Raw genomic sequence first — 14,393 nt, 5'->3', positions numbered from 1 at the left:
ATTTACAAGAATAAAATTAGTGAACCTTCCTATAACCGATGAACCTAAAATATACAAAAGTCAGGATAATGATTATACACTATGCCTCTTAAATAAAGCACCTGCTCGATTTTAGCGAATTTAACATTTATTTACTATACTAAAATAGACTATATTCATAGAATAACCCTATTTTAGGTTATTACAAGGCTAAAACCAATTGTTCAAAACAGGAAGTACAGAAAATACCACGGAGAAAATAATATATATATAGTGAACCCTGAACCTTTGGACCCTTTTTTTATGCTATCCTTCACATAAATATCATCGTAAAAAACAGCCCAAAAAGACACGAAAAAAAACGCTTCGTCATTTGAAGTAAAACGTTTCGTCGTTTTATGTCAAATGACGAAGCGTTTTGGACATGAGAAATTCAGGCCACTTGAACACCGGGAAACGACACTCAAAAATTTCGTTTTTCGCTTGTTACTACGTCGACATTTTGCTATATTTGCAAATGATGGTTTACTATATATTATAACAATTATGACAGACAGGCTTACAGGAGACAGATACGTCAATCCATATACAGACTTCGGATTCAAGATGCTTTTCGGGACTGAGATGAACAAGGAACTACTGATAAGCTTCGTGAACAGCCTTTTCGACGGGAAAGAAGTCATTAAGGATCTTACATATCTTAATACAGAACAACTCGGAACTGCGGAAACTGACAGAAAAGCGGTTTTTGACGTATATTGCGAAAACGAAAAAGGTGAAAAAATTCTGATTGAGATGCAGAGAGGAGAGCAACAGTTCTTCAAGGACAGAAGTGTCTATTACTCCACTTTCCCGATACGTGAACAAGGAAGAAAGGGAGAATGGAACTATGAACTGAAGGCCGTCTATGTTATAGGAATACTAAACTTCACATTCTACGATGAAGATTCGGACTATTTTCACCATGAAGTGAAATTGGTAGATATAAATACAAAAGAAGTTTTCTACGACAAACTGACATTCATGTATCTTGAAATGCCGAAGTTCAACAAAACGGAAAACGAACTGAAAGACATGTTCGACAAATGGCTGTTCGTACTGCGCAACCTATCTAAACTGATGAACCGCCCCGATGCTTTACAGGAAAGAGTATTCACCAAACTTTTTGAGGCTGCTGAAATTGCTAAATTTTCAAAACAGCAGTACGACGAATATGAAGAAAGCCTGAAAGCATACAGAGACTGGCAGAATACTATTGAAACGGCCAAGATGAAAAGTCGAGAAGAAGGACGGGCAGAAGGTATTGAAGTCGGACGGGTAGAAGGTATTGAAGTCGGACGAGTGGAAGGTATTGAAACAGGGCGCAGGCTCGAACGTATCGAAATGGCACGAAAATTCAAGGCTTCAGGCATACCGGCAGATATTATTGCCCAAAACACAGGATTAAGCGAGAATGAGATTTCTGAATTATAGTTTTTCCTGATTTACTTGGAAATTATAATCAAACATCATACATTTGCAGCGAAAACATATGCCGATATCCAAGGCATCAAACTATAAATTCAAATCATAAACAACAAACTATTATGTCAAAGAAGCAAATCAAAAGGTTTATGGATTAGAAAAAATCATTTTTTATTAATCACAGAACTTTGATTATTCCAATGGCTACAAAACGATGTGGCAGGGATTGCTATGCTCTTTGACGTACGAGTTCATACCCGACTCTTCGACCGGGAAGAGGGGATTCTATCTTTTTAAGGTAACAAGGCTTCAGAAACAAGGGAACAGGGTTTTCATCAGAAGAACGACCTGGTTAACTTGTCAACTTGTTAGCTCGTTTCTTAACTTAAAAAACTCAAAAACTTAAATCACGTTGTTTATGAAAAATTTATTCTTACGCGTAAAACGCAATTTCGATTCCAATTCAAATAATTTTGCTCCTGAATATGCTGACCTTCATCTGGATGTGGAATTTTCCGCTCCAAAGGGACTGAAGGGCGTGAAGGAGGTATCTGTACGCATTTATTCGGCCTCGTACAGGCTGATGGGTGTGGGATGTACGGAACATGACGCGGAGAGGACTTTCCGTAAGGCCTGTTTCGATATGGCAAACGACGACCTGTGGGATGCGGGACTGTATCGGGCATATGTATATATCAACGGCACTCCGAAATGGTTCTGCGAAGTGGACTTGCCTGTATCGTCGGAATACTGGACCAGAAAGGGGCTGGAATCTATGGACGGACATCCGCTGGAGATGTTCTTCGCCGAGAAACTGGCAATGACGAACTGGTGGCCGAAACTGCACTGCGGACGCTTCAAGGAGCCGTTTATCCGACTGCTGACTGAGAAACTGATGATTTTCAGCAGCGAAATGGAGGAAAAGAAGGCCGACAAGGTACCCCATCTGCTTGTTACCGGCGAAGGCGAAAATTGTGGGGCAAAAGCTCTGGCCTCGATGATTCTTGGGGGATTTATCACCAATGACGATGTAACGAAAAAATACTGTCTGTCACTGTCGGAAATTACTACAGGGCATACGGATGGAAAAATATGGAGAAGGAAGTGGCGAAATCGAAAGCGGTGATAGTTGAGGTGCCGGATTTGGACTACAACGACCATACGGTGAATATCGTTAACCTGATGGCGAGCATGATGCGATACGACACTTTCAGGGATACCACTTTCGTGCTGCACGGAACGGACAGGAACATTAACATGATGATGGAGAAATGTATCCTGATGCAGGGACTGTTCAGCGACAGGACTACCCTACGGTTATCGTCGGACAGGTCGGTAGGTGTGAAATATGAGTATGACGGGGAGGAGGACGAATTCATGGATGCTGTGAGAAGGCTGTTGGACAAGGAAAACGAATGCGGATTGGAAGAAACGGAAAACCGCACGGGATACTGCAAGGCCGAAAGGAAGCTTGAAGCCATGGTGGGGTTGCAAAGGCTGAAGGATGACATGAAGGAGGCAAGGATGATGGCTATGTTCAATAAGAAAAGGGCGGAAAAGTGTCTTCAGACGGACGGTGAGCAAAGAAACCACATGCTGTTTTTAGGTAATCCGGGTACGGGAAAGACTACTGTGGCAAAACTCGTCGGTCAGATGTATCACAGCATGGGACTGCTGAGCAAGGGGCATACGGTGGAAACTAACCGCTCTAAACTGGTGGGCGAATATATCGGAATGACGGAGAAAAAGACTCTGGATGCCATAGAGGAAGCTCGCGGAGGTGTGCTGTTCATCGACGAGGCTTATACACTGATTTCACACGAGAGCGACACGAAAGATTTCGGCAAGGAGGTGCTCAATGCGCTACTCACTGTGCTGTCGGAACCTGAACCGGACATGATAATTATACTGGCGGGTTATGAGGACAAGATGGCTGCGATGATGAAAACGAATCCGGGACTGAAAGACCGTTTCCCACTGACATTCCATTTCGACGATTACTCTGCCGGGGAACTGATGGAGATGGCATGCCGCACTTTGGAAGCCGGAAACTACAGACTGACGGACGAGGCACACAGGTGTCTGGCTTCGCTTATTGAAAAGGCTGCGGCTCAGCGTGACGAATATTTCGGCAACGGACGCTGGGTGCATAACCTGATTAACCAGGGTATCATAAAGAGTATATATATAGGTTTCAGGGCGTGAGGGAAGGACGGACGGTCTGATTTTACACCCATATTTCTGTTATGTACATCATAAAAAAAATATCAATGCGCTGATTATCTGTAGATTAATATTATCCTATGTACATCTGTTTTTTTTTGCGTAAAACTGCTGAAGCCCATACCTTTGCAAACACAAAACTAAACGCGACTTAAAATATCATGAGAAAAACAGTATTAATTATTACAACAGCTGTGATATTTTCATCATGCTGTACAGTATTCACCGCTTCGAAACAGAACGTTACTTTCAGAGCTCCTAACGGCACTAAAATATATGATGTGGAAACTAACGTCAAGATAGCGGAGGTGGAAAAGGACAATATGGTGACTACTAAAATAAAGAAGAAAATCTCGGACAAACAGTTAGTTGCACGCAAAGAGGGATACACTCCTACTCCGTTTGTTCTTGAAACGGAATTCAATGTTTCAAGCCTGTGGAACTTCCTTTTCTGGCCGGGATTCCTGGTAGACTTAGGTACGGGAAAGATGTTCAAATGGGACAATACGATAGTAAACGTTGACCTGGAACCTGCAGAAGAATGCTGGGAATGAATTGCAAATGAATTATCAGACTAAACTATACTTAACTAAACTATTTTTATTATGAAGAAAATTTTCACAAAGGGGTTTTTCAAGCCTGTAGCATTGTTTTGTGCTCTGACTCTATCAGGACTATACATGACATCATGCGAACAGGAGGATTCTAAGGATTTGGGTGATGCTGTGTTATATCAGAATTATATGCTTACAGTAAGCAGCAACGGTGAAACTGTGGCTTATGCTGCATTCTCGAGAGAAAGAAATGACTTTCTGAAGCCTGTAAAACTGACAGGAGAACAGAAAATCAGCGTCAACGGAAAGGCCATGAACTATAACACAATGAACAGCTACCACATGGTATCGTATATCTACTCGCTGAAATTGGAAAATGGAACTGAGGAAGCTGAGTTCTCATTCGTCAGATTTAAGGATAAAACCATAAAGAACAAAATTAAGAAGGATAATTCTCTGGCGATATCTCTGCCCGCTGAACTGGAAACTCTGGAAGCCGGGAAGGTGGTGAACTGGAACGGTGCTGTAAAAGCTGAGGATGAAAAGATAGAGATTGTGATGGTAAAGGAAAACAAGAAGCAATACAGTGAATATTCCGGCGAAGTGACTCAGGATGGAAAGGGATTCGTTTTTGCCAAGCTTCCGGAAGAAAAAGGAAAATTCAAACTTACTGTCAGAAGATATAAAACCGTACCTACTACACAAAATGACCGCACAGCTGATGGCGAAATGACCTTATGCTATCAGGACACAAAAACAATAAATCTGAAATAAGAAAAGAATCACTCCAAACATTAAAAATTAAATGAATTAAAAGAAATCCTGCTTCCTTAGTCTGTGACAGATCCGGGAAGCAGGATTAATTTAGCCAACTACTTTAACTTCGCTAACTTCTACTACTTCACTTTTTGATATTTGACTCTTCAAGCTTGTATCCGAACTTCTTGTCAGCTACTTTGAGCGCAAAAGCTACAACAAGTGAAAGAACGGCAAAACCGGTAAAGATACACATAGGCACTGTGTAATCGTAAAGATTGGTACCTGATTCCGTCTTACCGGTGATACAGTAATTATCGAGCACGAAACCTATAAGTGTAGGTACTCCCCAAAGTCCTATGTTCTGGATGAAGAAGATAAGGGCATATGCTGTTCCGAGCTGGTGAGCCGGGAATATCTTCGCTACAGAAGGCCACATGGCAGAAGGTACGAGCGAGAATGCTATACCGAGAATTATCATCATGGCTATCGCTATAAATGAGCTGGTAATGAAAGGCAGTGCGTAGATGAAATGTACGAATATAAGCATTGCAGCTCCAAACATCATAATTGATGCTGCCTTACCGCGCTTGTCGACCATACCTCCGAACACCGGTGTAAGAATCAATGCTCCGAGGGCAGGAAGACCGGCAAAGAATCCGGCCACATTTTCATCGATACCGTATTTTGTTATCATAAGCTCTGAAGCGAACTTCTGGAACGGGAATACGCAAGAATAGAACAATACGCAAAGAAGGGCGATAAGCCAGAATCCCGGATCTGAGAGGATTGTAGCGACATCCTTGAACGAGAATTTCTCGTCGTCTGATGATTCGTCCTTGATTTCTTCCATCTGAGTGTCGAGCTTCTTGTCGAGAACAGAGAAAGAGAAGAATGCTATCATACCGCCTACGAGGCATACAAGACCGATGAGAACCGGTGTAGTAAGCTCGAAAGAACGTGCCACAGGGATAGCTACTGCGTATGCAGCCTGAGAACCTACACGGGCAAGGGCTACCTGTACACCCATGGCTGTTGCCATTTCCTTACCGCGGAACCATTTTGCAATCATCTTTGTAACAGTGATACCTGCAACCTCTGCTCCTACTCCGAACACTGAATATCCGGCTGAAGCGACGAATACATCGGCTTTATAACCGAGAATCATATCTGCAGTTCCCACCATACCGGTCATGGCATAGTATTCAAGCCATGTACCTACCACCATAAGGATAGTGGCCAGTTTTCCAGTAAAACGTATACCGAAACGGTCGAGTATCAGTCCTCCCCATATCAGCATAAGGCAGAATACATTCAGGAAGCTGTAGGCACCTGTGTAGATTCCGTAATCACTACTTGACCATCCTAAACCGTTCTCTGAAGGCGATGCTTCAAGCATACTCTTGAGCGGTGCGACCACATCGTTCACATAATAGGCAGCCATCATAGTGAAGGCCACAATAGCCAGGGCTCCCCAACGCATGCCCCATGAGTCGTTTAACTTTTTCTTTACCTGTTGTGTCATTTTTTATGTATATTTATTTATTATTTTACGCAAAAACGGTGCAAAGATACACTTTTTCTTACATTTAGGAAACAAATATGCATAGTTTAGGAGATTTTACCTGACTTTATATCATATATAGACATCAGACGGAGAGAAAAGCATAAAATAAAAAAGTCCTGAGATAAGACTGCAGTAAAGCATCTCACTCAGGACTTTTACTATTTAATAATCTATATTTATGCAAGCGACAGAATCAGCAACTGTGCCGTGAGCACACGTAGGAACATCGTGAGCGGATAGACAGTGGCATAACCTACAGCCGGCGCGTCGCATGATGTCTGCTCGTTGGAATATGCAAGTGCAGGCGGATTGGTGGTAGCTCCGGAGAGGACTCCGATAAGTGTATAATAGTTGAGCTTGAACGCATAACGTCCTACAAGACCGGCTATAATCAGAGGCACAATGGTGATGATTACACCATAACCTATCCAGACATATCCTCCGTGATGGACTATAGTATCGACAAATCCGGCTCCGGCACCAAGACCTACACAGGCAAGGAACAGGGAAAGACCTATCTCGCGGACCATCAGATTGGCACTCATGGTAGTGTATGTGATAAGTTTGTATTGCGGACCGAAACGGCTTATCAGAATAGACACGATAAGCGGACCTCCCGCAAGACCGAGTTTGACAGGCTGAGGTATGCCAGGGAACACAAACGGAATACTACCGAGAATACATCCTAAGGCTATACCCAGGAATATCGGAATAAGATTAGGATGGTTAAGCTGCTTCAGTGAGTTACCAAGCACCTTCTCTGTCTGTCCCACAGCAAGCTCGTTACCCACTATCATCACGCGGTCGCCTATCTGGAGTTGCAGATTAGGTGAAGCCACAAGGTCTACTCCCGAACGGTTCACTCTTATGACATTGGCTCCGAAGTTATTTCTGATTTTGAGCTGTGAAAGCATCTTGCCGTTCACTTCCGACCTTGTAATGACAACGCTCCTTGTCACAAGGTCTGTCTCTTCATTCTCCCAATTCATCTCGGCCTGGCAACCCAAAAATACCGTAATGGCATCTATATCTACCGGAGCAGAAGTAAGAAGGACTTTATCGTTAAGCCTCAACACTGTATCGGCATTTGCCATTTCCACCTTTCCCGTTTCGGCACGGTATATGTGGGAAACCACGAAATATCTTTTCACAAGAGGATGTATATCGCGCAGTCTTTTACCTATAACGAACTCATTGTGTATCTCTATTGTGACAGGACGGACAGTAAGTTCCTGAAGATGTCCCGAACCGCGTTGTGCATCGGCCTCTTCTGCATCAACCTTCACACGGAGAATGTATTTAAGCCCCCACAAGGAAAGTATGCAACCAATCACACCGAGCGGATAGGCCACCGCATAACCAAGTGCTATCTCCGGAGCATCCACACCGTTGAGGTCACTGTTAGCCTGCTGTGCGGCACCAAGTCCCGGAGTATTGGTAACGGCTCCCGAAAGAATACCCACCATGGTAGTGATAGGCACACCGGAAACAAAATGAAGTACTATCGCAAGAATCACTCCGGAAAAGACAACGGTCATAGCCACCATATTGAGGGTAAGACCTCCTTTCTTGAATGCAGAGAAGAAACCAGGACCTACCTGAAGACCAATAGAATAGACAAAAAGTATCAGTCCGAACTCCTTAAGGAAATGAAGCAGATGCTCATCGAGATTCATATTGAAATGTCCGAAGATGATTCCCACGAAAAGTATCCATGTGATACCTAATGACACCCCTGCCACTTTTACTTTACCAAGCGCAATACCTATCGTTATTACCAATGACAGAATAAGCACGGAGTGCGCTACTCCCCCTCCCCATAAATTGGGATAACCCATAAACAGGTTCTCAATCAATTCCATAATTACAGTTTTTATTGTATTAAATTTATATCGTTCTGAATTACGGGGTGCAAAGGTAGTAACAATATCTATATAAAGATAATATTTATGGGAGAGAATTATTGTATAGAGTTCTCAATCTGTTTTTATTATATCAGAAATCCTCCAGTTCTCTCAAATATAATCTCGCACACATTTCGGCATCATCACCGGCACGATGGTGCTTTCCCATAGGAATATCCAACTGCCGACACAGATAATCAAGGGAATTACATGTAAACGAATAAATCTTTCGTGCTGTCTGTAAAGAGCACATCCAGTTCAACTCAGGCAGATGGATGCGGTAGAGTTCTGCAGAACGCAGCAAACAACTTCTGTCGAATGATACATTATGAGCTACAAAGGTATCAAACTCGTCGAGATAGGTCCGCTCTATTTCTTCCCATACCTGACGGAAATCAGGGGCATTCTCGGTGTCCTGAGGACGGATTCCATGAACTTTTATATTCCAATACTGGTAATAGTTATCTTCAGGGCGTACAAGCCATGAACGGGTTTCAGCTACTTCTCCATTCCTCACAACACAGATACCTACCTCACATATTGAGGCGTGTCTGGATGTGGCTGTCTCAAAGTCTATTGCTATGAAGTTTATATCTGATTTATTATACATAGAACTATTGTTATTCTATAAACGCAATTAATATATTTCAAAAATACATTTTAGATATGAAATCAGCAAATAAAAAAGTGCTGCAACTTTGTCATACTGACAAAATTGCAGCACTAAAATTATATGAACCGTACAATTACTTGCGCTGTCCCAATTTATCATCCATGTAAAGGATGCCTGAGTGGTCGCCACAACGTCTCAATTTATCTACGATACTCTGGGCTGTAGCTTCTTCCTCTACCTGTTCACGAACATATCCCCACAAGAAATCCTGTGAAGCTTTGTCTTTTACTTCAGAAGCGATATTTACAAGTTCGTCAATTAGCTGTGACACATGACACTCGTGTTTGTAAACATGTTCGAATACTTCAAGTGGGCTGCCCCATCCCTGAGGAACAACATCTATTTTGTCGACTTTAGCCTCACCACCACGTTTCATAAGATAGTCTGCAAGGTTATATGCATGGTCAAGTTCTTCCTGTGACTGTTTTCTCATCCATAAAGCAAATCCGTCATAACCTTCTTTCTGAAGATAGAAAGACATTGAAAGATAAAGATTAGCCGACCACATTTCGGCAGTAATCTGCGCATTGATTGCGTTCTGTAGTTTTTCTGAAATCATAGTTTATAAGTTTAAAATATACGTTGATAACATCATAACAAACTCCATGCCACTGTAAGGCCTGCCATGACTATGGCTACCATACTCATAAGCTTTATAAGGATGTTCAGGCTCGGGCCGGATGTATCCTTGAACGGGTCGCCTACTGTATCGCCTACTACTGTAGCACGGTGCACCTCACCGCCTTTTCCGCCGAAATTGCCTTCTTCGACGTATTTCTTTGCATTGTCCCACGCTCCTCCGGCATTGGCCATAAACACGGCAAGAACGAAACCTGAAGACAATCCTCCGATAAGAAGGCCTATCACTCCTGATACTCCGAACAACAATCCGGTAACTACAGGAGCTACGATGGCAAGAACTGAAGGGAATACCATCTCGCGCTGTGCTCCCTTGGTAGATATCTGCACACAGCGGGCATAGTCTGGTTCAGCCTTTCCATCGAGTATTCCCTTTATCTCACGGAACTGACGACGCACTTCTTCTACCATATGGGCTGCCGCACGTCCAACGGCATTCATTGTAAGACCGCAGAACAGGAAGGCCATCATACTGCCTATGAACATTCCGGAAAGGACTTTCGGGTTCATAAGAGTTACATCGTAGTATATCATGAAATCGGTGAAAGCAGCTTCGTGTATGGCTACACTGATACCGTTAGGCAGTTCAAGCACCGCATTGCCTATTCGTTCAAGACCGATTCGGATTTCTTCTATATAGGATGCAAGAAGTGCCAGTCCGGTAAGCGCAGCAGAACCTATGGCAAATCCTTTACCTGTGGCTGCTGTAGTATTGCCAAGCGAGTCGAGGGCATCCGTACGTTTGCGGACTTCTGCACCAAGGCCGCTCATCTCGGCATTTCCTCCGGCATTGTCGGCTATCGGTCCGTATGCATCTGTGGCAAGGGTTATTCCGAGTGTCGAAAGCATTCCTACCGCTGCTATACCTATTCCGTACAATCCCATTCCGATATTGGAGAGGTCGAAACCTGATGCAAGCCAATAGGACAGAATGATACCGGCCACTACTGCTATTACGGGGATTGTGGTAGAAACCATTCCAAGACCTATACCGGAGATGATTACTGTAGCCGGACCGGTCTTTCCACTTTCGGATAGTTTCCGGGTAGGCTTATACGATTGGGATGTGTAATATTCTGTAGAACGTCCGATGATTATACCGACTATCAGACCTACAACAACGGCAAACGAGATGTTTACCCAGTTTTTCATATCAAGAAGCCAGAGAATAATGAATGTAGCTACGACAATGAGTATCGAACTGAGATTTGTTCCTACGGAGAGGGATTTGAGCAAATCCTTCATTCCGGCATCTTCGCGCGTGCGGACTGCAAAAATACCTATTATAGACAAGATGATACCTACTGCAGCTATCAGCATCGGAGCAATCACGGCCTTAAACTGCATTTCCGTGTCGCCGGTACCGATAAATGCCGCTGCACCCAAAGCAGCAGTAGCAAGGATGGAACCGCAGTATGATTCGTAAAGATCGGCACCCATACCGGCTACATCGCCCACATTGTCACCTACATTATCGGCTATGGTTGCAGGATTACGAGGGTCGTCTTCAGGTATTCCCACTTCTACCTTACCTACAAGGTCGGCTCCCACATCGGCAGCCTTGGTATATATACCTCCTCCTACTCTGGCAAAGAGAGCCTGTGTAGACGCTCCCATACCGAATGTAAGCATAGTAGTGGTAATCATACAGAGTTTTGCTGTAGGATTGGCAGAATCGGCATCTATAACCCTGTCAAGAAGGATATACCAGAAAGATATGTCGAACAGACCGAGTCCGACTACCACAAGTCCCATAACGGCACCGCTACGGAAGGCTACACGCAATCCACGGTTTAACGACGTACGGGCAGCGTTGGCGGTACGTGCCGAAGCATATGTGGCTGTTTTCATCCCAAGATATCCGGACAGTCCGGAAAAGAATCCGCCTGTAAGAAAAGCAACGGGAACCCAATGGTTCTGAAGATTAAAGCCATAGGCCATGATGGAAAATAATATTACCAATGCTATAAATACAATGGTAACGACCTTGTACTGCTGTTTGAGATACGACATCGCACCCTGACGGACATGAAGTGCAATCTTCTGCATTTGAGGAGTTCCCTCACTCTCTTTCATCATCTGACGATAGAAATACCATGCAAGAACCAACGCCAAGACTGAGGCTATTGGCACAATCCAGAATAAGCCTGTTTCCATAAAAATATGATTTTAAGTTTTATCGCTTTTCCCCAAATATAAGGATTTATTTTGAAAACAGAAACATACGGACACAAAAAAGGCGTCATCCAGTTATCCATGAATGCCGCCGGCCATCTAAAGAACCCCCAATTAAGGGTTCTTTTCATCATTTGTTTTTCAAGTCTTACGTTATCCCTAAAATTTCGTCTTTTTACCTGGTTCTTTCCTAAAACCTATTAAAAACTAATCCTAATCCTGAAAATCAATAATCTCTCTCTTAACCTTAATCTAAAAAACTAAACCTTGAAAATCTCTCTCTTTACCTTTAAACTAATAACTTTAACCTAATACCTTAAAATAAATTACCTTAAGCCTAATCTAATACCTTAATATTTTTGTGTTATTTTACCTTTAATAAGTCTTACTGGTTTCACAACCACGATGCAAAGGTAAGGGTAAAATTGATAAAAACAATGCTCAAGAACATATTTTTAACAAAAAACGCCTTTTTCTTGATTTATATCATTTATTGGACAGAAAAACGCCGTGTGCGGTAACGGCAGACACACAAAGTCAAATTAAGGAACGTACCAGAAGGACGATAAAATACATGCATAATGCAAGCTTAAGTACCGTACCCAAAAGGAATCCTACGAGGGCACCTGTACCCGAACGCAAAGCAGTCTTGAAATCTGCATCACCCAAAAGTTCGCCAAGCATAGCACCAAGGAAAGGTCCTAAAATCAATCCCCACGGAAGAAAGAACAGACCAACCACAGAGCCGGCAAATGCTCCCCAACTGCCCCACTTTGTACCTCCGCTGTATTTGCTTCCCAATATGGGAATAAAGTAGTCTACCACCTGGGCTATTACAACGAGCAGGAGAAGAATGAGAATCTGTGATGTGGAGAACTGTATCTTGTCTGTGAAATGCAACAACAGAAAGCCTACATACGAAACAGGAGGTCCGGGAAGAGCCGGAAGGATACATCCCAGCAAACCCACAAGCATGAATAATGCCGAAAGAATTATCAAAAAAATGTCCATATACTTATAATTTAGATTTTTACGTTTAAATCAAAAAAAGCTGCTCTCCGACTCACGTCGAAGAACAGCCACAACACAAACACAAAATAAAACACGACAAAACTACTATTTATATCTGTTATTACAGACCTGCATGACTATATTCGCATACAATCATGCAGTTTAGATAGTTTTCCTATTATATATTTGTTATATTATTGTCTGAATGTCTTATTACATGATTCCTTTTTCACGCAGATGTACCTGCCAGTTCCATGCAGAGCGGAGTGTGTCTTCGATAGAAGTATCAGCTTTCCAGCCCAATTCATTGTTAGCATATGAAGGGTCAGCCCATACCTTAACGATATCACCTGCACGACGAGGAGCAATCTGATAGTTCAACTTAACTCCTGTAGAAGATTCGAATGCATTGATAAGTTCAAGAACTGACAAACCGCGTCCTGTACCTACATTGAATACCTCAGAAGCCTGCTTCTGCTTCCCTTCAAGGATTCGGTTCATAGCTATAACGTGAGCCTTAGCCAAGTCTACTACATAGATGTAGTCGCGGATGCAAGAACCGTCAGGAGTATCATAGTCATCGCCGAATACGCTAAGTTTCTCGCGGATACCCATAGCTGTCTGAGTGAGGAATGGAACGAGGTTCTGTGGAACACCGTTTGGCAACTCACCGATAAGTGCAGACGGATGAGCACCTATAGGGTTGAAATAACGAAGTTTGATAGCCTTGATAGGAGAACCTGAAGCGATAGTATCGTCGATAATTTCTTCGTTAATCTGTTTTGTATTTCCGTAAGGAGATTCTGCTTTCTTGATTGGAGCTGCCTCTGTTACAGGCAATACGTCAGGCTGACCGTAAACTGTACAAGATGAAGAGAAGATAATTCCCTTTACACCATGCTTAGGCATCAGCTCGAGAATATTAATCAATGATACAAGGTTATTGCGGTAATAAAGCAAAGGCTTCTGTACTGATTCACCAACAGCCTTACTTGCTGCAAAATGAATAATACCTTCAATGCCGGGATATTTAGTGAAAACAGCATCCATACCTTCATAGTCAAGGCAATCTACTTTTTCGAAAGCAGGACGAATGCCTGTAATCTGTTCGATGCTGTCAACTACATCTGCTCTTGAATTAGAAAGATTATCTACGATGATTACTTCATAACCACTGTTCTGCAATTCCACTACTGTGTGAGAACCGATGTAGCCTGTACCACCGGCAACCAGAATTCTTTTTTTCATAATTAAAGTTTTTTATATTTTTCTGTATAGTAAAGTTTTAGAATTATTTCGAGCAAATATAATAAATATTATTCAAAAGTCAACCAAATTAATGGAAATAATATAAAAAAATCCGGTATCGGGGTAGATACCGGATTTTCTGGAACAATTTATATTTCCTTATTATATTCCAAACAATGCTGCAAGACCTTTGTCAACAC

At 42.6% G+C, this 14,393-nt stretch carries 12 protein-coding genes; 5 read left to right on the top strand and 7 right to left on the bottom strand.

Features of this window, described 5'->3' with window-relative positions:
• Positions 1-525 precede the first annotated feature (525 nt).
• From QZ379_RS06970 to QZ379_RS06950, 5 genes are all read left to right on the top strand, one after another.
• Positions 526-1,452, top strand: a complete 927-nt coding sequence (locus QZ379_RS06970; protein ID WP_291562296.1) for an Rpn family recombination-promoting nuclease/putative transposase — start codon at positions 526-528, stop codon at positions 1,450-1,452.
• A 409-nt stretch (positions 1,453-1,861) separates the two neighbouring features.
• Positions 1,862-2,569: a hypothetical protein gene (locus QZ379_RS06965; protein ID WP_291562293.1), complete on the top strand. Its 708-nt coding sequence runs from the start codon at positions 1,862-1,864 to the stop codon at positions 2,567-2,569.
• Entirely contained in the window at positions 2,536-3,648 is a 1,113-nt protein-coding gene (locus QZ379_RS06960) for an AAA family ATPase (protein ID WP_291562290.1), read from the top strand. The genes QZ379_RS06965 and QZ379_RS06960 overlap by 34 nt, the downstream gene beginning before the upstream one ends.
• Positions 3,649-3,827: 179 nt before the next feature.
• The gene (locus QZ379_RS06955; RefSeq protein ID WP_291562287.1) at positions 3,828-4,220 is read left to right on the top strand and encodes a hypothetical protein; all 393 of its coding nucleotides are present in this window, start codon (positions 3,828-3,830) and stop codon (positions 4,218-4,220) included.
• 51 nt (positions 4,221-4,271) lie between these two features.
• Positions 4,272-4,994 carry a hypothetical protein gene (locus QZ379_RS06950; protein ID WP_291562284.1) on the top strand — a complete coding sequence of 241 codons (723 nt, stop codon included), beginning with the start codon at positions 4,272-4,274 and terminating at the stop codon, positions 4,992-4,994.
• Between the two features lie 127 nt (positions 4,995-5,121).
• Here QZ379_RS06950 and QZ379_RS06945 read toward each other — a convergent pair whose 3' ends face one another.
• The 7 genes from QZ379_RS06945 to galE form a co-directional block, all read right to left on the bottom strand.
• Positions 5,122-6,501, bottom strand: a complete 1,380-nt coding sequence (locus QZ379_RS06945) for a nitrate/nitrite transporter (RefSeq protein WP_291562281.1) — start codon at positions 6,499-6,501, stop codon at positions 5,122-5,124.
• Between the two features lie 218 nt (positions 6,502-6,719).
• Complete coding sequence (locus QZ379_RS06940) at positions 6,720-8,405, bottom strand: putative transporter (RefSeq protein WP_291562279.1); 1,686 nt, start codon at positions 8,403-8,405, stop codon at positions 6,720-6,722.
• A gap of 133 nt (positions 8,406-8,538) precedes the next feature.
• Positions 8,539-9,057 (bottom strand): 3'-5' exonuclease, encoded by a 519-nt coding sequence (locus tag QZ379_RS06935; protein WP_291562276.1) that lies wholly within the window; start codon positions 9,055-9,057, stop codon positions 8,539-8,541.
• A 136-nt stretch (positions 9,058-9,193) separates the two neighbouring features.
• On the bottom strand, positions 9,194-9,679 hold the full coding sequence (locus tag QZ379_RS06930) for a ferritin (protein WP_291562273.1): 486 nt from the start codon (positions 9,677-9,679) through the stop codon (positions 9,194-9,196).
• Between the two features lie 32 nt (positions 9,680-9,711).
• Positions 9,712-11,916, bottom strand: a complete 2,205-nt coding sequence (locus QZ379_RS06925; protein ID WP_291562270.1) for a sodium-translocating pyrophosphatase — start codon at positions 11,914-11,916, stop codon at positions 9,712-9,714.
• Positions 11,917-12,471: 555 nt separating this feature from the next.
• Positions 12,472-12,945 (bottom strand): DUF456 domain-containing protein, encoded by a 474-nt coding sequence (locus QZ379_RS06920; RefSeq protein ID WP_291562267.1) that lies wholly within the window; start codon positions 12,943-12,945, stop codon positions 12,472-12,474.
• A gap of 213 nt (positions 12,946-13,158) precedes the next feature.
• Complete coding sequence (gene galE / locus QZ379_RS06915) at positions 13,159-14,193, bottom strand: UDP-glucose 4-epimerase GalE (RefSeq protein WP_291562265.1); 1,035 nt, start codon at positions 14,191-14,193, stop codon at positions 13,159-13,161.
• Positions 14,194-14,393 lie beyond the last annotated feature (200 nt).

It is taken from the genome of Bacteroides sp., assembly GCF_019417265.1.
Lineage (GTDB): Bacteria > Bacteroidota > Bacteroidia > Bacteroidales > Bacteroidaceae > Phocaeicola.
Note: the sequence above shows the minus strand (reverse complement) of the source record. Positions and strands in the feature narration are given on the sequence as shown.

Excerpts from the sequence above, each read along its gene's own strand:
- galE (WP_291562265.1), bottom strand. The coding sequence starts at position 14,193 with ATGAAAAAAAGAATTCTGGTTGCCGGTGGTACAGGCTACATCGGTTCT.
- QZ379_RS06920 (WP_291562267.1), bottom strand. The coding sequence starts at position 12,945 with ATGGACATTTTTTTGATAATTCTTTCGGCATTATTCATGCTTGTGGGT.
- QZ379_RS06925 (WP_291562270.1), bottom strand. The coding sequence starts at position 11,916 with ATGGAAACAGGCTTATTCTGGATTGTGCCAATAGCCTCAGTCTTGGCG.
- QZ379_RS06945 (WP_291562281.1), bottom strand. The coding sequence starts at position 6,501 with ATGACACAACAGGTAAAGAAAAAGTTAAACGACTCATGGGGCATGCGT.
- QZ379_RS06935 (WP_291562276.1), bottom strand. The coding sequence starts at position 9,057 with ATGTATAATAAATCAGATATAAACTTCATAGCAATAGACTTTGAGACA.
- QZ379_RS06955 (WP_291562287.1), top strand. The coding sequence starts at position 3,828 with ATGAGAAAAACAGTATTAATTATTACAACAGCTGTGATATTTTCATCA.
- QZ379_RS06930 (WP_291562273.1), bottom strand. The coding sequence starts at position 9,679 with ATGATTTCAGAAAAACTACAGAACGCAATCAATGCGCAGATTACTGCC.
- QZ379_RS06960 (WP_291562290.1), top strand. The coding sequence starts at position 2,536 with ATGGAGAAGGAAGTGGCGAAATCGAAAGCGGTGATAGTTGAGGTGCCG.
- QZ379_RS06970 (WP_291562296.1), top strand. The coding sequence starts at position 526 with ATGACAGACAGGCTTACAGGAGACAGATACGTCAATCCATATACAGAC.
- QZ379_RS06940 (WP_291562279.1), bottom strand. The coding sequence starts at position 8,405 with ATGGAATTGATTGAGAACCTGTTTATGGGTTATCCCAATTTATGGGGA.
- QZ379_RS06965 (WP_291562293.1), top strand. The coding sequence starts at position 1,862 with ATGAAAAATTTATTCTTACGCGTAAAACGCAATTTCGATTCCAATTCA.
- QZ379_RS06950 (WP_291562284.1), top strand. The coding sequence starts at position 4,272 with ATGAAGAAAATTTTCACAAAGGGGTTTTTCAAGCCTGTAGCATTGTTT.